This is a genomic window from Curtobacterium sp. PhB128, assembly GCF_004340725.1.
Lineage (GTDB): Bacteria > Actinomycetota > Actinomycetes > Actinomycetales > Microbacteriaceae > Curtobacterium.
In genome coordinates, this window is sequence record NZ_SLUR01000005.1 from 64810 (window position 1) to 83174 (window position 18365).

Annotated in this window: 20 protein-coding genes; 8 read left to right on the top strand and 12 right to left on the bottom strand. The window is 71.1% G+C overall.

All coding sequences use genetic code 11. The features are described 5' to 3' along the window. Positions 1–111 precede the first annotated feature (111 nt). Together dapE and EDF23_RS10170 are read left to right on the top strand one after the other, a co-directional pair. Positions 112–1194: a succinyl-diaminopimelate desuccinylase gene (gene dapE / locus EDF23_RS10165; protein ID WP_131921587.1), complete on the top strand. Its 1083-nt coding sequence runs from the start codon at positions 112–114 to the stop codon at positions 1192–1194. Continuing rightward, entirely contained in the window at positions 1179–2423 is a 1245-nt protein-coding gene (locus tag EDF23_RS10170) for a hypothetical protein (RefSeq protein ID WP_131921588.1), read from the top strand. The genes dapE and EDF23_RS10170 overlap by 16 nt, the downstream gene beginning before the upstream one ends. Here the strand turns inward: EDF23_RS10170 and EDF23_RS10175 are convergent. Further along, positions 2402–3673, bottom strand: coding sequence for an AI-2E family transporter (locus tag EDF23_RS10175; RefSeq protein ID WP_243648880.1), 1272 nt, complete (start codon positions 3671–3673; stop codon positions 2402–2404). The genes EDF23_RS10170 and EDF23_RS10175 overlap by 22 nt on opposite strands. Positions 3674–3800: 127 nt before the next feature. Here EDF23_RS10175 and EDF23_RS10180 point away from each other — a divergent pair, with 127 nt between their 5' ends. Both EDF23_RS10180 and EDF23_RS10185 read left to right on the top strand, forming a co-directional pair. Further along, the gene (locus EDF23_RS10180; protein WP_017887054.1) at positions 3801–3971 is read left to right on the top strand and encodes a DUF3117 domain-containing protein; all 171 of its coding nucleotides are present in this window, start codon (positions 3801–3803) and stop codon (positions 3969–3971) included. Between the two features lie 127 nt (positions 3972–4098). Further along, positions 4099–4827 carry an AAA family ATPase gene (locus tag EDF23_RS10185; RefSeq protein ID WP_131921589.1) on the top strand — a complete coding sequence of 243 codons (729 nt, stop codon included), beginning with the start codon at positions 4099–4101 and terminating at the stop codon, positions 4825–4827. 16 nt (positions 4828–4843) lie between these two features. Here EDF23_RS10185 and EDF23_RS10190 read toward each other — a convergent pair whose 3' ends face one another. After that, a complete protein-coding gene (locus tag EDF23_RS10190) occupies positions 4844–5476 on the bottom strand; it encodes a class I SAM-dependent methyltransferase (protein ID WP_123294100.1) in 633 nt (210 codons plus the stop codon). Between the two features lie 64 nt (positions 5477–5540). Here EDF23_RS10190 and EDF23_RS10195 point away from each other — a divergent pair, with 64 nt between their 5' ends. Further along, positions 5541–5915, top strand: coding sequence for a twin-arginine translocase TatA/TatE family subunit (locus EDF23_RS10195; protein ID WP_111084987.1), 375 nt, complete (start codon positions 5541–5543; stop codon positions 5913–5915). 94 nt (positions 5916–6009) lie between these two features. Here EDF23_RS10195 and EDF23_RS10200 read toward each other — a convergent pair whose 3' ends face one another. The 5 genes from EDF23_RS10200 to EDF23_RS10220 all read right to left on the bottom strand — a co-directional run bounded on the left by EDF23_RS10200 (position 6010) and on the right by EDF23_RS10220 (position 11354). Continuing rightward, complete coding sequence (locus EDF23_RS10200; RefSeq protein ID WP_165901093.1) at positions 6010–7302, bottom strand: carbohydrate-binding protein; 1293 nt, start codon at positions 7300–7302, stop codon at positions 6010–6012. A 167-nt stretch (positions 7303–7469) separates the two neighbouring features. Further along, entirely contained in the window at positions 7470–8318 is an 849-nt protein-coding gene (locus EDF23_RS10205) for a methyltransferase (protein WP_131921591.1), read from the bottom strand. Positions 8319–8328: 10 nt separating this feature from the next. Beyond that, positions 8329–9489, bottom strand: coding sequence for an Mrp/NBP35 family ATP-binding protein (locus EDF23_RS10210; protein ID WP_123294097.1), 1161 nt, complete (start codon positions 9487–9489; stop codon positions 8329–8331). Further along, a complete protein-coding gene (locus EDF23_RS10215; protein WP_123294206.1) occupies positions 9482–9982 on the bottom strand; it encodes a DUF1003 domain-containing protein in 501 nt (166 codons plus the stop codon). Before EDF23_RS10215 ends, EDF23_RS10210 begins: the two co-directional genes overlap by 8 nt. A gap of 52 nt (positions 9983–10034) precedes the next feature. Beyond that, positions 10035–11354: a CBS domain-containing protein gene (locus EDF23_RS10220; protein WP_111084991.1), complete on the bottom strand. Its 1320-nt coding sequence runs from the start codon at positions 11352–11354 to the stop codon at positions 10035–10037. A gap of 83 nt (positions 11355–11437) precedes the next feature. On the opposite strand from EDF23_RS10220, the gene EDF23_RS10225 reads away from it, so the two are divergent. Then, on the top strand, positions 11438–12355 hold the full coding sequence (locus tag EDF23_RS10225; protein WP_131921592.1) for a general stress protein: 918 nt from the start codon (positions 11438–11440) through the stop codon (positions 12353–12355). A gap of 31 nt (positions 12356–12386) precedes the next feature. On the opposite strand, the gene EDF23_RS10230 is transcribed toward EDF23_RS10225, so the two are convergent. Then, positions 12387–12875 (bottom strand): GNAT family N-acetyltransferase, encoded by a 489-nt coding sequence (locus tag EDF23_RS10230; RefSeq protein ID WP_131921593.1) that lies wholly within the window; start codon positions 12873–12875, stop codon positions 12387–12389. Positions 12876–12884: 9 nt separating this feature from the next. Continuing rightward, positions 12885–14369, bottom strand: a complete 1485-nt coding sequence (locus tag EDF23_RS10235; protein WP_131878359.1) for an aminopeptidase P family protein — start codon at positions 14367–14369, stop codon at positions 12885–12887. Between the two features lie 69 nt (positions 14370–14438). Here EDF23_RS10235 and EDF23_RS10240 point away from each other — a divergent pair, with 69 nt between their 5' ends. Then, a complete protein-coding gene (locus tag EDF23_RS10240; protein WP_131921594.1) occupies positions 14439–15311 on the top strand; it encodes a PHP domain-containing protein in 873 nt (290 codons plus the stop codon). Positions 15312–15500: 189 nt separating this feature from the next. Here the strand turns inward: EDF23_RS10240 and EDF23_RS10245 are convergent, their stop codons facing one another. Then, the gene (locus tag EDF23_RS10245; protein WP_131878363.1) at positions 15501–17003 is read right to left on the bottom strand and encodes a DEAD/DEAH box helicase; all 1503 of its coding nucleotides are present in this window, start codon (positions 17001–17003) and stop codon (positions 15501–15503) included. A gap of 90 nt (positions 17004–17093) precedes the next feature. Between EDF23_RS10245 and EDF23_RS10250 the strand changes: the two genes are divergently transcribed. After that, complete coding sequence (locus EDF23_RS10250; protein ID WP_235035842.1) at positions 17094–17810, top strand: ferritin-like fold-containing protein; 717 nt, start codon at positions 17094–17096, stop codon at positions 17808–17810. Between the two features lie 22 nt (positions 17811–17832). Here the strand turns inward: EDF23_RS10250 and EDF23_RS10255 are convergent, their stop codons facing one another. Then, complete coding sequence (locus tag EDF23_RS10255) at positions 17833–18129, bottom strand: hypothetical protein (RefSeq protein WP_123294090.1); 297 nt, start codon at positions 18127–18129, stop codon at positions 17833–17835. Positions 18130–18133: 4 nt separating this feature from the next. Continuing rightward, positions 18134–18358, bottom strand: coding sequence for a DUF3107 domain-containing protein (locus EDF23_RS10260; protein ID WP_111084998.1), 225 nt, complete (start codon positions 18356–18358; stop codon positions 18134–18136). Between the last annotated feature and the right edge of the window lie 7 nt (positions 18359–18365).

Here is an 18365-nt window from a genome sequence, read left to right on the forward strand (position 1 = left end):
CTGGACGGGAGCACCGGACCGACCGGACGGACGCTGCGGAACCGCACCGTGCCTCCCGGCCGCCGTGCCGTGGGCCAGCGCGACGGGAGCGACGGCAGATAAGGTGACCGCATGCCGGAGCAGCTCGACCTCACCGCCTCGTCCATCGACATCACCCGCGCCATCTGCGACATCGAATCGGTGTCGGGGAACGAGCAGGCCCTCGCTGACGCGATCGAGGCGGTGCTCGCACCGCTGCCGCACCTCGAGGTGATACGGGACGGCGACGCGATCGTCGCCCGCACGAACCTCGGCCGCGACCGCCGCGTCGTGATCGCCGGGCACATCGACACCGTGCCGCTCAACGACAACCTGCCGACCGAGTTCCGCACCGCCGAGGACGGCACCGAGATCCTCTGGGGTCGCGGCACCGTCGACATGAAGGCCGGCTGCGCGGTGCAGCTCAAGCTCGCCTACGACCTCGTCGAGCCCCCGGTCGACGTCACGTGGGTCTGGTACGACCACGAAGAGGTCAGCGACCTGCTGAACGGCCTCGGTCGTCTCGCCCGGACCCGCTCGGAACTGCTGGCCGCCGACTTCGCCATCCTGGGGGAGCCGTCCGGCGCGCAGATCGAGGGTGGCTGCAACGGCAACCTCCGCGCCGAGATCCGGACGTTCGGCAAGCGCTCGCACAGCGCCCGCAGCTGGATCGGCGACAACGCGATCCACAAGACGGCACCGATCCTCGCCACGCTGGCCGCCTACGAGCCCCGGACCGTCACGGTCGACGGGCTCGAGTACCGCGAGGGCCTCAACGCCGTCGGGATCAGCGGCGGCATCGCGGGCAACATCATCCCGGACGAGGCGATGGTGCACGTGAACTACCGCTTCGCGCCGTCGCGTTCGGCTGACGAGGCCGTGGCGCACATCCGCGAACTCTTCGACGGCTACGACGTGACCATCGTCGACCTCGCCGCCGGTGCCCGCCCCGGCCTCGACGCCCCGCTCGCGCAGGACTTCGTGTCGGCGGTCGGTGGCCCGGAGCCCCGCCCGAAGTACGGCTGGACCGACGTCGCCCGCTTCTCGGCGCTCGGGGTGCCCGCGGTCAACTACGGCCCCGGCGAACCCGTCTTCGCCCACCACGACGACGAGCAGGTCCCGGTCGCGCAGATCACCGCGGTCGAGGCCGGCCTCCGTCGGTGGCTGACGGCCTGACGACGGCCGGGGTCGCCCGGCCGACCCCTGCACGCACCCGTTGGTGCGCCCGCTACCGGGTGGTGCCGTGGTGGGTCCGCATCACGGTCGTCTACGTGCTCGCCCGGTTCGTCACCGGACTGATGATGCAGGCCTTCGCGAGCGTGCAGGCGGCGAACTCGTTCACCGTCCAGCACCCGGCGTACCTGTCGTTCGCGTCCATCTGGGACGGCGCCTGGTACCGCGTCATCGCGACCGGCGGCTACCCGTCGACCCTGCCCGTGGACGCAGCAGGGCACGTGACCGAGAACGCGTGGGCGTTCATGCCCGCGTACCCGTTCCTCGTGCGCGGCCTGATGCTGCTCACCGGAGCGTCGTTCGAGTTCGTCGCGGTGGCGGTCTCGCTGCTCGCCGGACTCGGCGCTGCGCTCGTGTTCCGTCGCCTGATGGGGCGCTTCCTCGACCCGGCGCGGGCGACCTTCGCCACGGTGCTGTTCTGCGTCGCGCCCGTGTCGGCGATGTTCCAGGTGGCCTACGCCGAGTCGATGGGGCTGTTCCTGCTGCTCGTCGCGCTGCTGCTCATGGTCGACCGGCGGTGGTGGACGATGCTGCCCGTCGTGCTCCTGCTCGGCTTGACCCGGCCGACCGGGCTCGCGTTCGCGCTGCTCGTCGTGCTGTTCGTCGGCGCCTGGGGGATCCGGCCCGCGTGGGTGCGGTCGTCGGAACCGCTCACCCTGCGCCGGCTCGCGCCGCCCGCCGTGGTCGCGGTCGTGTCCGGACTGGTCGGCCTGGCGTGGCCGGCGATCGCCTGGGCCGTCACCGGGGTGCCCAAGGCGTACACCGACACCGAGCTCGCCTGGCGGTCGTCCTACGTCGGGTGGCAGGAGCTCGTGCCGTTCGCGCCGTGGATCCAGGGCTTCGGGTGGTGGTTCCACCAGCCCGCCGGCGGGGTCCTGCTGGCCGTCGTGGTCGTCGGATTCGTGGCGTTCGTCTGCATGCCCGCAGCCCGGGTGATCGGGATCGAGCTGCGCTTCTGGGGCATCGCCTACGTCGTGTACCTGCTCGCCGTGTTCTTCCCGCAGTCGAGCACCTGGCGGATCCTGGTGCCGATCGCGCCGCTGCTCGGCATCGTGGCGCTGCCGCGGTCCCGCGTCTACCGGGTGGCCGTCGTGGTGGCGTTCGTCGGGCTGCAGTGGGTCTGGCTGTACTACTGCTGGTGGATCGACGGCTACGACTGGACCCCGCCGTGATCGGCACGGCGCTCACGGGCCTGGGCGCGGGCCAGGAGCCGTGCGGCGGGGCCGCTCCGCTCGCGCTTCGGCACCGTCGCTGACATAGGCTCCGGGTCACCCGGCCGCCAGTTCGCCGCCGCCACGACCATCGCGTTGACGGTGGCGATGAACGGCACCGCGAAGAACGCGCCGACGACACCCGCGATCGTCGTGCCCGCGGTCACCCCGAGGACGACCCCGAGCGGGTGGACCTTGACGGCCGTGCCGGTCAGGAACGGGTGCAGGACGTGGCTCTCGAGCTGCTGCACGACGACCACGATGCCGAGCATCACGAGCGCTGGCACCCAGCCGTTGAAGACCAGGGCGATGAGCACCGCGACCGCACCGGCGACGATCGCCCCGACGACCGGGACGAACGCGCCGAAGAACACGATCACGCCGATCGGGATCGCCAGCGGGATCTGCAGCGCGAGCGCGCCGATGGTCACGCCGAGGGCATCGGTGACGGCGACGACCAGCTGGACGCGGATGAAGCTCGTCAGGGTCTTCCAGCCGGCGTGCCCGGCGACGTCGATGCGAGCACGTGCCCGGCGCGGGAAGAGCCGGACGACCCACCCCCAGATGCGCGGGCCGTCGATGAGCACGAACAGCGTCGTGAACACGATGATGAACAGCCCCTCGAGCACGTGCACGGCGCCGGTGCCGGCGGCCTGGAACCCGGACAGGATCGTCGAGGCGTGCGCCTGCAGGTAGTCGAAGCCGTTCGACACCCACGAGTCGACGTCCTTCGCCGTGATCCCGAACGGCTCACTGTCGAGCAGGGTCCGCAGGGACTGCACGCTGTGGTGGAGCCGGCGTTCGAGCGACGGCAGGTCGGACCGCACCTGCTCGGTGACGAGCAGCGCCAGCCCGCCGAGCGCCAGCACCAGCGCCACGAGACTCGACAGCACCGCCGTCCACTTCGGCCACCGGTGCCGCTGCAGGAACGACGACATCGGCATGAGGAGCGCGCAGACCAACAGCGCGATGAGGAACGGCACCACGATGTCCTGCAGCAGCACGACCAGGGCCACCAGGACGGCGAGGCCGGCACCCACGACGAGGATGCGCCAGGTGAACGCCGCGCCGATCCGCAGGCCGGCGGGCACTGCGTCGTCGGACCGCGCGGATCGTCCGGCCGGACCGGTCCGCTCGGCCGGTCCGGTCCGCCCGGCCCGCTCGGGACGTCCGTTGGGGGACTGACGGCGCATGGAGCGGATGTTCGGCATCCGCCAAGGTTACGAACGGAACCCGCGAAGAACCGCCGATCCGACACCCCCAACCTGGGCGGTTTCGCAGTTGCCCCATCAATACGAGATAATGAGCGGGCATGTACTGCACGAAAGGGGACATCTGATGGCAGCCATGAAGCCGAGGACCGGTGACGGGCCGATGGAGGCTGTTAAGGAGGGTCGACTCATCATCGTGCGGGTTCCGCTCGAAGGAGGAGGCCGCCTGGTCGTCTCGGTCAACGATGCCGAGGCCAAGGAACTCCATGACGCACTCGCTGAGGTCGTCTCGGCCTAGTAGTCGAAAGCACCAGAACGACGGGTCCGGAGCGTGTACGCGCCGGGCCCGTCGTCTGCGTCCGGGGCGCCGCGCCGTCGGCGTGCGCGCCCGTCGCGCTGTCGGTCGCGTCCGGCAGGATGGCCTCGTGCCGAGGACCCACATGCCGATCCGCCGCGTCGAGGAGTACCGCGACCCGGACCCGATGCCGCGAGACGTCTGGCCGGCGACGCTGCCCCCGGTGCGGCAGCTGCTCGACGAGGGACTCGACCTCGACCCGGTGACGGTGTTCGTCGGCGACAACGGTGTCGGCAAGTCCACCCTGATCGAGGCGATCGCGCTCCGGTTCGGCATGTCACCCGAGGGCGGCTCCACCCTGGCGAACCACTCGACGCGTCCGTCCGAGTCGTCGCTGTGGCAGCACATCGTCCTCCGCCGTGACTTCGGTGCGCCCCGCGGTGGGTTCTTCCTGCGCGCCGAGACCATGCACGGCTTCTTCACCTACCTCGAGGACAATCCCAACCACTCCCGCCCCGAGCCGGTGTTCCACGAGCGCAGCCACGGTGAGTCGTTCCTCGACTTCGTCATCGACCGCGCGCAGTGGCCGGGGCTCTGGATCCTCGACGAACCGGAGTCGGCGCTGTCCTTCTCCGGGTGTCTGACGCTCATCGCGCTGCTGCGGTCGATCGTCGACAGCGGGGTCGGGCAGGTCGTGCTCTCGACGCACTCACCGGTCCTGGCGGCGTTCCCCGGCGCGACGATCCACGAGGTCGGCGAGTGGGGGTTCCGGCGCACCGAGTGGGAGGACCTCGAGCTGGTGCGCAACCAGCGGTCGTTCCTCGAGTCACCGGAGCGGTACCTGCGGCACCTCGAGTGACCGGTGGGGACGGCTGCTACGCGGTGACCTTCGTCAACTGCAGCAGCCCGTCACCGGCCGGCGAGAGCGCACTGCGCACCGCCCCCGACGTCGACACCTCGGTGAGCAGCAGCCGGAAGTCGGTCGTCGCCCGGTCGCGCTTGACCGGGTCGGCGACGCGTCCGCGCCACAGCGCGTGTGGCACCAGGACGGTCCCGCCGAGGCGCGCGAGCCGCAGCCCGTGCTCGACGTACTCGATGACGTGCTCGGGGTCGGCATCGACCAGGACGACGTCGTACGACGCCTCGTTCATCCGGGGGAGCACCTGGTTCGCGCGGCCCGGGATGAGCCGGATCCGGGCGGGGGCGGTTCCGGCGCTGATGTAGGCGTCGCGGGCGAACTGCTGGTGGTCGACCTCGACGTCGATCGTGGTCAGGGTCGCGTCCGGCGCGCCGCCGAGCAGGTACAGCCCGGAGACTCCCAGGCCCGTCCCGATCTCGATGATGCTCGTGGCTCGGGAGGCTGCGGCGATGACGCCGATCTGCGCGCCGATCGCGGGCGAGATCGCCTCGACACCGAGCTCCAGGGAGTGCTCACGAGCGCGGGCGATCGCCTCGGACTCCGAGACGATGTCCTCGGCGAACTTCCAGTTCGACTCTTTCTCTGACACGCACACTCCGTTCGGTTGACAACTCTAGGGGTGCATCGGAGCCGTACGGGTTAGGCTCGCTCACGTGAACATCCCGCTCGACAAGATCCTGATCATCGGGATCATTGCCGTGCTCCTGCTCGGGCCGCAGCGCCTGCCGATGTACGCCCAGAAGTTGGCCGAGTTCGTGAAGGCTGTCCGCCGGTTCGCCGACACCGCGAAGGAGCGGATGCGCGACGAGATGGGCCCGGAGTTCGACGACATCGAGTGGCAGAAGCTCGACCCGCGACAGTACGACCCCCGCCGGATCATCCGCGATGCGCTCCTCGACTCCGGCAGCGCCAGCAGCGCCGCCGCGGTCCAGACCGCGCAGGTGACCGCCTCCAAGGTCCGCGCGACGGCTCCCGTCGTGCCGCTGGCCGCGGGAGAAGCGCCGCCCTTCGACGCGGAAGCGACCTGACGCCCGTCACGTGACCACCTGACGGACGGGAGGCCCGGTGCCAGCTGGCACCGGGCCTCCCGTGTTCGGTGTGGTGACGACTACTTCAGGTCGGCTACTTCAGGTCGGCGAGGAAGCGATCCGTCCAGGCGAGTGCCGGTGCGCTCGGGACGGAGCTGCACGTGGACGACGCCGTCGTCGAGGCGCAGGGCGTGTCCCGGTCGAGCGACCAGTAGTGGATCCCGGCGAGGCCGTTGGCCTTCGCGTAGGCGGACAGGGTGTCGACGTCGGCGAGGGTGAAGACCTCGTCGGTGGTGTCGTTGACGCCGATCATCGGGGTGACCTCGATCTTCGACGACGCGATGCCGTACGTGTGCTGCAGGTTCGTGACGGCCTGGATCGAGGACTTGCCCATCTGGCAGGTGGAGCCGGAGAGCACGCAGTTCGCGGTGGTCGCGCGGCCGAAGTCCATCGTCATGAGGTTGATCGTGTAGTTCGTCAGGGTCGACGCCTTGATCGCCTTCACGGTGGCGTCGCCGGTGCTGTTCAGCCCGCCGTACGAGCCGTCGCTGGCGGCCAGGGTCGCGAGCGTGAACGAGAACCGCATGCCCGGGTACTTCGCCTGGGCGAGGGCTGCGGCGCCCACGAGGTTCTGCACGTCGGCGGCGGACTGACCGCTCTCGATGTCGAAGTCGACGCCGATCATGTGCGGGGTCGCGTACCGGGCGATGAACGACTGCAGTGCGGCGCCCGAGCACTTGAACGAACCGGCGGCTCCACCGGTGCTGACGATGTAGTCCACCCCGGCGGCGTCGAGCTTCGGGATGTTGGCGTTCGCGAAGGCATCCGCCGCGACGCCACCCCAGTTCTCGCTGCCGCACGTGCCGGTCGCGAAGGCGAGGGTGAGCGCCTTGAGGCCGGGCTCCCGGGTCGACACCAGGCTGTTGCTCGAGCCGACCACCGGGATCCGCGTCCCGGTGACCGCGGTGTTCATGACGTTCGTGTTCCAGTCGAGGTTCACGGTGATGTCCTTGTACGGGCTGAACACCAGTCCGCTGGCCGTGCCGCCGCTCCCGCCCGTGCCGGGGGTGGTCGTCCCCCCACCGGGAGGAGTGGTCCCGCCGCCCGTGCCCGTGCCGGAGCAGGCGCCGGTCGACGTCCACGGCTGGCCGCTGCCCGTCGCCCCGGCGTGTGTCGCGGGGTCATCGCCCTGCGTCCACCAGTTCGCGGTGTAGTTCGATCCGTTCTCGCTGACGGTGGCACCGCCGGAGTACGCGGTGCCGGCGGTCCACGCGGTCGCGCACGACGGTGTCGCGGCGATGGCCGGTGCTGCGGCGAGGGATCCGCCGGCGATCACTGCGGCGACGGTGGCCACGAGGCCGACCCGTACTCGGGTGTTCTGGTTCACACGGTTCTCCTGTCCTCGGCCGGACGTCGTCGTCCGGCGGGTGGAGCCCAGGCGGTCACATTCCGCAAGGGCATTGTGCAATGCCCTTGCATAATGCTCCGGGGTGGAACGACCTGTCCATGAACGAACGTACAGGCGCGCGCCGAGCGGATGGCAGGCGCCCGTCGTCAGTCGCGGGTGGCGACGATCGTGTACGTCAGGGGAACACGGTCGCGGTCAGCGTCGGGCCACGCCCACGAGCCGTCACCGGTGTCCTCCATGCGGGGACTGAAGCGCCAGGGCAGGGTGCGCCCCTCGTCCAGGCGGCGGAGTCGGAGTCCGGCGCCGAGCAGCGCGTTCACGATCTCGGACAGCGGGTGCGGCCATTCGAACGTGCGGGTGTTCGCCACGGTGCCGTCGCCGGCGTAGGTGCCGGCGTCGTCCCACTGCTGCGCGGTGCCGTCCGGGAAGTACCGGTACCGGGTGACGAGCTCGTCGGCGGTCTCGTCGAGGCCGTAGAGCGCGGGGTGGCCGTCGCGGATGAAGAACACCCCGCCCGGGCGCAGCAAGCCGGCGACCTGTGCGGCCCAGCGGTCGAGGTCGGGGAGCCAGCAGATCGTGCCGATGCTCGTGTAGACGACGTCGAAGTCGCCGGAGACGGCAGCGCGGGCGTCGAGCACGTCGGTCTCCACCCAGGTGACGTCGATGCCGAGCCGCGTCGCGAGGCCGGCGGCGGAGGCGAGCGCCGCGGGGGAGAAGTCGACGCCGGTGAGCCGGGCTCCCTCGCGGGCGAGCGACACGGTGTCGGTGCCGATGTGGCACTGCAGGTGGCAGACGTCGAGGCCGGCGAGCGAGCCGTTCGGCAGCCACGGCGTCAGGGCCGGCAGGTCGTCGCGCACGACGTCGGAGCGGTGCGCCGGGTCGGACAGCTCGTCGACGGCGTAGGCGCCCTCGTGGATCGGCACCCGGTCGTCCCAGTTCGCCCGGTTCGTGTCGCGGGCGCGGTCCCAGTCGACGCTGACGTGATCCATGCTCATGCTGACGAGCCTAGGACAGCGACAGACCCAGCTTCCGTCCGGCCAGTCCGCGCCCCATCGTCGTGATGCCGTCGGCGATCGCGGCGAGGGCGACTGCCGCGGGGTCCTCCGGCGCGCCGAGCACGACCGGCAGGCCGGTGTCCCCGCCCTCACGGAGCGGCACGGACAGCGGCACGCTGCCGAGCACCGGCACGGGCGCGTCCTGCCCGCGGGACAGCCGTGCGGCGGTCTCGGCGCCACCGCCCTCGCCGAACAGGTGCAGGACCGAGCCGTCGGGCTGCACGAGCCCGGCCATGTTCTCGATGACCCCGATCACCCGCTGGCCCGTCTGGCGTGCGACGATCCCGCTGCGCTCGGCGACGTCGGCCGCGGCGGCCTGGGGCGTGGTGACGACGAGGACCTCGGCGTGCGGGAGGAGCTGGCCGACCGAGATCGCGACGTCGCCGGTACCGGGCGGCAGGTCGAGCAGGAGCACGTCCAGGTCGCCGAAGAACACGTCGGTCAGGAACTGGTTCACGGTGCGGTGCAGCATCGGGCCACGCCAGGACACCGCGGTGGAGGCGTCGTCGACGAACATCCCGATCGACACGACCTTCACGTCGTGGGCGACGGGCGGCAGGATCATGCTGTCCACCCGGGTCGGACGCGGCGCGACGCCGTGCTCGTCGGTCAGGCCCATCAGCCCGGGGATGCTGAAGCCGTGCACGTCGACGTCGACGATCCCGACCCGCAGGCCCCGGCGGGCGAGCGCGACGGCGAGGTTGGCGGTGACCGTCGACTTGCCGACACCACCCTTGCCGCTCGTGACGGCGATCACCCGGGTGAGCGAGTCCGCCGTGAACTGGATGCCGTTCGGCCGGCCGGCCCGCAGGCGTTCGGTCAGCGCGGCACGCGTCGCGGGGGCCATCACCGACACGTCGACGTCGACCGACGACACCCCGTCCACGGAACCGGCGGCGACGCGCACGTCGCGCTCGATGGTGTCGGCGGCGGGGCACCCCACGATCGTGAGCTGCAGGTCGACGCGCACCGCGCCTCCCGGCTGCACGTCGACACCACGGATCATGTCGAGTTCCGTGACGGGCCGACGGATCTCGGGGTCGATCACGCGGCCGAGCGCGGCGAGGACCGCCGTGCCCAGCTGCTCGTCGGCGGGAGCCGCGTCAGCCACGGGTGGAGCTGCCGGGCTCGCTCGCGTAGCCGGCGTCGTCGGCGTCGCGCCGGTCGAGTTCCTCGAGCAGCGACCGCAACTCGGCACGGATGAAGTCCTTCGACGCCATGTCGCGCATCGCCAGCCGGAGCGCGACGACCTCGCGCGCCAGGTACTCGGTGTCCGCCAGGTTGCGCTCCGCACGCTGCCGGTCCTGTTCGAACTGCACGCGGTCGCGGTCGTCCTGCCGGTTCTGCGCGAGCAGGATGAGCGGGGCGGCGTACGAGGCCTGCAGCGACAGCACCAGGGTCAGCGCGGTGAAGCCGATCGCGGCGGAGTCGAACTGCCACGGCTTCGGCGCGAGGGTGTTGTAGCCCATCCAGACCACACAGAACAGGGTGAGGCCGATGAGGAACCACGGCGTGCCCATGCCCCGTGCGATGCCCTCGGTCGCGCGACCGAACGTGTCACCGCGTCCGCCACGACGGCGGGTCGGGAGCACGCGCGTGCGCATGCCCTTGGGGGAGTCGAGGCGGACGTCGGAGCGCTCGCGATCACGACGGTTCTCATCCGTTCGGGCCACGGGTGGTCCTCCTTCCCGTCGTCACGGGTGTCTTGCGCGGGCGTTGGCGTGGAAGCGGTGAGGGTTCCCCCTCGCCCTGACTTCGCCAGTCGTCCGGCAGGACGTGGTCGAGGACATCGTCGATCGTCACCACCCCGACGAGGCGGTGGGCGTCGTCGACCACGGGGACGGACAGCAGGTTGTAGGTCGCCATCACGCGGGTGACCTCGGCGGCGCTCGCGTCGACCCGGACCGGCTCGGTCTGCTGGTCGATGAGCGTGCCGAGCCGTTCGTTCGGCGGGTAGCGGAGCATGCGCTGGAAGTGCACCAGCCCGAGGAACCGACCGGTCGGCGGCTCGTACGGCGGCAGCGTGACACACACCGCGGCACCGAGCACCGGCGCGAGGTCGTGGCGGCGGACGAGCGCGAGCCCCTCGGCGACCGTCGCGTCGGCGGAGACGATGACGGGCTCGGTGGTCATCAGACCACCGGCGGTGTCCGGCTCGTACTCCAGCAGCATGCGGACGTCCTGCGCCTCCTCCGGCTCCATGAGCTGCAGGAGCGCTTCGCTCCGTTCGTCGGAGAACTGCGCGAGTACGTCGGCGGCGTCGTCGGGCTGCATCTGGTCGAGGACGTCGGCCGCGCGGGAGTCCTCGAGCCGCGACAGGATCTCGACGCGCTCCTGGTCGGGCATCTCCTCGAGCACGTCGGCCAGTCGGTCGTCGGGCAGCTCCTCGGCGACCTCGAACCGGCGTTCCTCCGGCAGGTCGAGCAGCGTGCTCGCCAGGTCGGCGGGCACCAGGTCGGAGTACGCCGCGATGACGTGCTCGGCGGACTGGGCCTCGCCGGGGAGCTCGTCCTCGGTGACCTCGTTCCACGTCGCGAACGTCGTCGGGCCCTTGCCGAACGGCGACGGGGTGGTCTTCGGCTTGCGGAGGAAGAGCTGCGCGACCTCCCAGTCGCCCTGCCCGCGGTCCTCGATCGCGACGTCCTCGATGGTGGCGCGGATGCGCTGGTTCTTGATGAGCACCTTGCGACCGAGCATCTCGGCGATCACCCGGACCTCGCCGCCGCGCTGCTCGAAGCGGCGCATGTTGACGAGCCCGGTGGTGATGACCTGGCCGGCACCGATCGAGGTGATGCGGCCGACGCTGACGAAGATGCGGCGCTTGCCCGGCACCTCGACGATCAACCCCACGACGTGCGGGGGATCGGCCCGGCGGTAGACCACCAGGACGTCCCGGACCTTGCCCACGCGGTCGCCCGCGGGGTCGAAGACGGAGCACCCGGCGAGGCGGGCGACGAAGACCTTCGTGGCGCTCACCCGACCCAGCGTAGTCGGTTGCGTGCTGGCGCTTCCCCGGCGGTGCACGTGCGATTGCAAGGTGCGCGGTGAATGATGGCTGTGTGAGCAATCAGAGTCCCTTCGCCGGCAGGACCGCCCAGGCCTTCCCGACGCTGCCCAAGGGCGACGTCCTCGGCACGTACGACAGCTACCCCGATGCGCAGCGCGTCGTGGCGAAGCTCGCCGACGCCGACTTCCCGGTCAACCAGCTCTCGATCGTGGGCAACGACCTGAAGACCGTCGAGCGCGTCACCGGCAAGATGACCTACGGCCGTGCGGCGATCGCCGGAGCCCTGTCCGGTCTCTGGCTCGGCATCTTCTTCGGCATCGTGCTCACCCTGTTCTCGCCGAGCTCCGGTGGCCTGATCCTCGCCGCCGCGATCATCGGTGCAGCGTTCGGCATGCTCTACGGCATCGTCTCGTTCGCGATCACCAAGCGACAGCGCGACTTCACGAGCGTCCACCAGGTGCTCGCCACGAACTACCAGATCGTCGTCAACCCGCAGCTGACCGGTCAGGCGCAGCGGATCCTGGGTGAGCACGGTGCGACGCCGTCCACGCACTGGAACGAGCAGCCCCAGCAGGGCGCTCCCGGCGCACCGGTGCAGGGACAGCAGCCGTGGCGTCCCGCCCCGCCGCAGCAGCAGTCGCCGTACGGCGGACACGCCACACCCCACCAGCAGCCAGGAGGCCCGCAGCAGCCCGGCACGTCGGCCCCCGGCGCGCAGACGGATGCGCCCACGGCGCCGGGTGCGTCGAGCGCGCCGCGGTACGGCACGAACGACGGGCCCCGGTACGGCGAGAACGCCGACCCGTCCGCTGCCGCCCCCGCCGACCGACCCACCTCGGGTGGGCCGGCGATCCCCGAGCGTCGTCCGCAGGACCCGCCGCAGTACGGCGAGCGGGTGCCCGGTGCGACGCCGCCGGCACCGTCGTCTTCGTCGACCCCGTCGTCCCCGAAGGGCGACGAGCGCCCCTGACGCCTGCGTGCTCGGGGCCGGTGTGCTCGGGTTACAGCACCTTCGAGTAGCAGATCGACAGCGGGGCGCCGATGTAGGGGCCGAAGTTGGCGATGCGCGTGAAGCCCTCGCGCTCGTAGAACCCGACGGCGCGCTTCTGCTCGTTCCCCGTCTCGAGCACGAGCGCCGGTGACCCGAGGTCCAGCGCGGCCTCTTCGAGCCGACGCAGCAGCGCGGCCGCAACACCCGAGCCGCGGGACTCCGGCCGGACGTACATGCGCTTGATCTCGGTGATGCCGTCGTCGACGACCCGCAGTCCGCCGCACGCCAGCGGAGTGCCGGCCTCGTCGCGCGCCAGGAAGAACACCGCGATGGAGTCTGCCGTCGGCTTCTCGCCGGGTTCGGTGTCGCCGCCGTAGGCACGGTCGATCTCCAGGCGCTGCGCGGCTCGGAGTCGCTGCGCGTCGGGGGAGTCGAAGTGCTCGACCTCGATCGAGAACTGCGGTGTGCGGGTGTCGTTGGAGGCGTCGGGCGTCGTCACCCGCTCAGGCTAGCGGCCGGAGCGGGCGATCCACCCCTCCACTTCCGAGGGGGTCCGGGGGATGCCGATCGACAGGTTCTCGGCCCCGTCCTCGGTGACCAGGATGTCGTCCTCGATCCGGACGCCGATGCCGCGGAACTCCTCGGGCACGGTCAGGTCGTCCTGCTGGAAGTACAGACCGGGCTCGATCGTGAACACCATGCCGGGCTGCACGACGCCGTCGATGTACATCTCGCGACGGGCCTTCGCGCAGTCGTGCACGTCGAGGCCGAGGTGGTGGCTCGTGCCGTGCACCATGTAGCGGCGGTGGAACTGGTTGTCCGGCTCGAGCGACTCTTCCGCCGAGACGGGCAGGAAGCCCCACTCGGCGGTCTTGCGGGCGATGACCTCCATCGCGGTGGCGTGCACCTGGCGGAACGTGATGCCCGGCTTGACGATGGCGAACGCGGCATCTGCTGCCTCGAGCACGGCGTCGTAGACCATGCGCTGCACGGGGGAGAACGTGCCGCTGACCGGCAGCGTGCGGGTGATGTCGGCCGTGTAGAACGAGTCGACCTCGACCCCGGCGTCGATGAGGATCAGGTCACCCGGCTGCACGGCGCCGTCGTTCCGGGTCCAGTGCAGGATGCAGGCGTGGTGGCCCGAGGCGGCGATCGTGTCGTAGCCGACCGTGTTGCCGTCTGCACGAGCCCGGCGGTTGAAGGTGCCCTCGACGATGCGCTCGCCCCGCTGGTGTGCCAGGACGGCGTCGAAGTCGGCGATCACGTCGTCGAAGCCGTGCTTCGTCGCGTCGACGGCCTTGCGGAGCTCGCCCACCTCGTACGCGTCCTTCACCAGGCGCTGCTCGGACAGGTCGCGGGCGAGGACGTCGTCGGTCGCCGGTGCGTCGTCGGTCTCCGGCGCGCCGCCGACGGCGCTGCCGAGTCGTGCGTCGAGGGTGCGGGTCAGGTCGTCGTCGGCCTCGCGCACGAGCAGCGCCGAGGCGTCGAGTCCGTCGGCGACGTCCGAGAAGGAGCCGAGGTCGGCCGTGGCCAGCCCGAGGTCGGCGGCGACGGCGTCGAGCGAGGGACGCGGGCCGACCCAGAACTCGCCGATCTCGGGGTTCGCGTAGAACTCTTCCGACTCACGACCGGCCGTGGCGCGGAAGTAGAGCGTGGCGTCGTGCCCGGAGCCGTTCGGCGTCATCACGAGGACGGAACCGACGACGGTGTCGGTGCCCCACCCGGTCAGGTGCGCGAACGTGGAGTGCGGGCGGAACGGGTAGTCGCAGTCGTTCGAGCGGACTTTGGCCTGCCCGGCGGGGACGACGATCGTGCGGCCCGGGTGCAGCTCGGAGATGCGGGCCCGACGCTCGGCAGCGAAGGCGGCCTGCTCGCGGGGCTCGGGGATCGTCTGCTCGCGGTCGGCCCACTGCGACCCGATGAAGTCCTTGAAGGTCGAGGACCCGGGGGTCGTGGATCGGTTGCTCGTCGCGCGGGGAGTCGTGTCGGCCATGCCCCCATCATCGCACCGCGCTGCACCGGCGTCCTGTGCGGCCCCTCACCTGTGGATAGCATTGTCGACGTGCCCGACCCGTTCATCGACCTGCACGCGCACTCGAGTGTCTCCGACGGCACCGAGCGACCCGCGGAGCTCGTCCGAGCGGCCGCGGCCGCCGGCCTGGACGCCGTCGCGCTGACCGACCACGACACGACCGCCGGTTGGGCCGACGCGTCGGAGTCCGCACGCGAGCTGCCGCTGACGCTCCTGCCGGGTCTCGAACTCAGCACGCGCATCGGCTTCCGCAGCGTGCACGTCCTCGGGTACCTGGTCGATCCGCAGGACCCGGGCCTGGTCGAGGAGACGGACCGCATCCGCTCCGGTCGCCTCTCGCGCGCGCACCGCATGGTCGACCGCATCGGCGAGGACCACCCGATCACCTGGGCCGACGTCCTGGCGCAGGCGAGCCCCGGGGCCACCATCGGCCGCCCGCACATCGCCGACGCGCTCGTCGCGCGGGGCCTGGAGTCCGACCGGAGCGCGGCGTTCCGCGGCATCCTGCACCCGGCGTCCGGCTACTACGAACCGCACGAGGCGCCGTCGCCCCTGCGCGGCGTCGAACTCATCCGACAGGCGGGCGGTGTGCCGGTCATCGCGCACCCGGCAGCCTCGTCGCGGGGGATCGTCATCGACGAGCCGATGCTCCGCGACCTCGTCGACGCCGGGCTCGGCGGGCTCGAGGTGGACCACCGCGAGAACCTGGCGCACGGCAAGCGCACCCTGCTCGACTGGGCGTCGCGCTACGGCCTGTTCGTCACCGGTTCGAGCGACTACCACGGCACGGGCAAGCCGAACCGGCTCGGCGAGCACCGGACGGCGCGGGTCGCGTTCGACGCCATCCTGTCCGAGGCCACCGGCAGCACCCCCGTGGTCGGCCCCGGTTCGCGCCTGTCCTGACGCAGTCCTGACCCGTCGCGCTGTCTCGCCGAAGCGACAGTTCTCGCTCGGCGCGGCCTGACCCCTTCGCGAAAGCGACAGATTCCGGCCGACGGTTCGCGGCAATCTGTCGCTTTCGCGGGGGCAGTCGGCAGGTGAGGACGACGAAGGGCCCGTCGCGTCAGCGACGGACCCTTCGGTCTGGAGGCGCTACTCGCCGTCCGACGAACCCTGCGGTGCCGAGGCGGTCGCCGAGGCATCGCCGGTGCCGGCTCCGCGACGGCGGCGACGGCGGCGACGCTTCGCGGCGCCGTCGGTGGTCCCGCCCTCGGTGGCCGACGAGTCGTCGGTGGGCGCGGAGGTCGGAGCCGCGGACTCGGTGGCGGGAGCCTGCGAGGCGGGCTGCTCCGAGCCTCCTGACCGGGTGCGGCTGCGCGACCGCGAACGCGACGCGTCACGCGGACCGGAGGCCGGACGGTCGCTGCTGCGCTTCTCGGCGGGGGCACCGGCCGACGCGGCGTGCGACGAGGCACCGGGCAGACGGCCCTTGGTGCCCTTCGGGATGTCGAGTTCCTCGAACAGGTGCGGCGACGACGAGTAGGTCTCGACGGGCTCGGGGATGCCGAACTCGAGGGCCTTGTCGATCAGCGTCCACTTGTGCAGGTCGTCCCAGTCGACGAACGTGACCGCGATGCCGGTCTTGCCGGCACGGCCGGTACGACCGGCGCGGTGCAGGTAGGTGTCCGGGTCGTCCGGGATCGTGTGGTTGATGACGTGCGTGACGTCGTCCACGTCGATGCCGCGGGCGGCGACGTCGGTGGCGATGAGCACATCACGCTTGCCGGCCTTGAAGGCGGCCATCGCGCGCTCGCGCTGCTCCTGGTTGAGGTCACCGTGCACCGCTGCGGCGTTGAACCCGCGGTCCTTGAGCTCCTCGACGAGCTTCGCCGCCGCACGCTTGGTGCGGGTGAAGATCACGGTCTTGCCGCGGCCCTCGGCCTGGAGGATGCGGGCGATGACCTCGTCCTTGTCCAGGGAGTGCGCGCGGTAGATGAGGTGCTTGATGTTGGCCTGCATGAGGCCCTCGTCCGGGTCGGTCGCCCGGATGTGCACCGGACGGCTCATGAACCGGCGGGCGAGGGCGACGATCGGCGCGGGCATCGTGGCCGAGAACAGCATCGTGTGCCGCACCTCGGGGATGGCCTGGAAGATGCGCTCGATGTCCGACAGGAAGCCCAGGTCGAGCATGCGGTCGGCCTCGTCGAGGACGACTTCCTGCACGTGGGACAGGTCGAGGAGTCGCTGGCGCTGCAGGTCGATGAGGCGCCCGGGCGTGCCGACGACGATCTGGGCGCCGGCCTTGAGCTGCTCGATCTGGCCCTCGTACGCCTTGCCGCCGTAGATCGCCGCGACGGTGGTCGGGCGGTTCGAGGTGGCGACCTCGAGGTCCTCGGTCACCTGGACCGCGAGTTCGCGGGTCGGGACGACGACGAGGGCCTTGACGCCGGGCGCCGGGTCGGCGCCGAGGCGCTGGATGAGGGGGAGGCCGAACCCGAAGGTCTTGCCGGTACCGGTCTTGGCCTGGCCGATGATGTCCTGGCCGGTGAGGGCGAGCGGGATCGTCTGCTGCTGGATCGGGAAGGGCTCGAGGATGCCCTTGCCCGCGAGCGCGTCGACGATGTCCTGCTCGATGGAGAGGTCTGCGAAAGTCAAAGAATCACCTTAGTTCTGGTGGAAGTCCGGGCCAGTCTACCGATGGGCGGGTGGAGCGGGGCGCGAGGCGGTTCCCGCTATGCTCTCCGGGTGGTGTCGTGGTGGAACCGGAAGCGCGCGGCGCAGCTCGCAGCAGCGTGGCTCGCGTCGCGGAACCCGCGCAACGCAAGCCAGGTCAAGCGTCTGGCGCTCGACGACGTCACCCCCGAGCTCGACGTCTACCTGGGCCAGGCCGCGTACCTGCAGCTCTCCGTCTACGAGACGATGGGTCGTGCCGGTGCCTCGGCGCCGACGCTGTCCGGTCGCTTGGTGACGGGTGTGCTCGCGACGACGGCGCTCGACCGGCACCGCACGATCGTCGCCGAGATCGAACGCAACGGGTCGGACCCGGCGGAACTGATGGCGCCGCACCGCGAGGCGATCGACCGGTTCCTCGAGCGCACGAGCGGCGCCGACTGGTACGAGTCGATGCTGACCGGCTACGTCACGGCCGGCATCCTGAACGACCTGTTCGGCAACCTGCTGCGGTCGCTGCCGAACGACGTGCGGCAGCGGTTGCGCTCCGTGTTCGACGCGCGTGAGGAACCCGCGGTCGTCGAGGAACTGACCGCCCGGATCGAGGACGACCCCGAGGTCGGCTCGCGCCTGGCGATGTGGGGTCGGCGTCTGGTCGGCGACACCCTGCTCGTGGCGCGGTCGGCGCTGGCGTCGCACGCGCGCGAGGACCAGGAACGGCTCGAGCCGGTCTGGACCGAACTGATCGCGGCGCACACCCGTCGGATGGACGCGCTCGGCCTGACGGCCTAGGCGCGGCGGTCCCGTGCTCGGCTCAGGCCCCGCGGGCCTTGAGTCGTTCGTAGTACTCGACGTCGCTCTTGTCGCGGCGCGTCCCGAGCAGCCACTCGACGACGAGGGCGACGACGCCCGCACCGACCAGGGCCACGACCCAGATCCAGGTGGCGTCGTACCGCCATCCGGCCCAGGTCAGTGCCTCCCACAGCACGGCAGCGGCGATACCGCCCACGGCGGGCCCGATCAGGACGCCACGACTGGCGCGCCAGGGCAGGACCACGTGCGCGATCCCGCCGATGATCAGGCCGCCGAGGACGGCGAAGAGTAGTTCCACGTCGTCAGGCGACGAAGCCGATGCGGCGTGCCTCTTCCGCGCCGACCTCGACGTACGCCAGGGCGGCAACCGGAACGATGAAGCGACGGCCCTTCTCGTCCTGGAGCGACAGGTGCGTCGCCTTCGACGCGAGGGCCTCAGACACGGCCTTCTCGATCTCGTCGGCGGTCTGGGCGGTCTCGAACGCGATCTCGCGCGGGCTGTTGATGATGCCGATCTTGATGTCCACGAGCACA

Bases quoted from the DNA above. Each gene is read 5' to 3' on its own strand.
- dapE (WP_131921587.1), top strand. From the start codon at position 112: ATGCCGGAGCAGCTCGACCTCACCGCCTCGTCCATCGACATCACCCGC.
- EDF23_RS10215 (WP_123294206.1), bottom strand. From the start codon at position 9,982: ATGCGCACGCGCGTGCTCCCGACCCGCCGTCGTGGCGGACGCGGTGAC.
- EDF23_RS10235 (WP_131878359.1), bottom strand. From the start codon at position 14,369: ATGGCCGACACGACTCCCCGCGCGACGAGCAACCGATCCACGACCCCC.
- EDF23_RS10175 (WP_243648880.1), bottom strand. From the start codon at position 3,673: ATGCCGAACATCCGCTCCATGCGCCGTCAGTCCCCCAACGGACGTCCC.
- EDF23_RS10205 (WP_131921591.1), bottom strand. From the start codon at position 8,318: ATGAGCATGGATCACGTCAGCGTCGACTGGGACCGCGCCCGCGACACG.
- EDF23_RS10180 (WP_017887054.1), top strand. From the start codon at position 3,801: ATGGCAGCCATGAAGCCGAGGACCGGTGACGGGCCGATGGAGGCTGTT.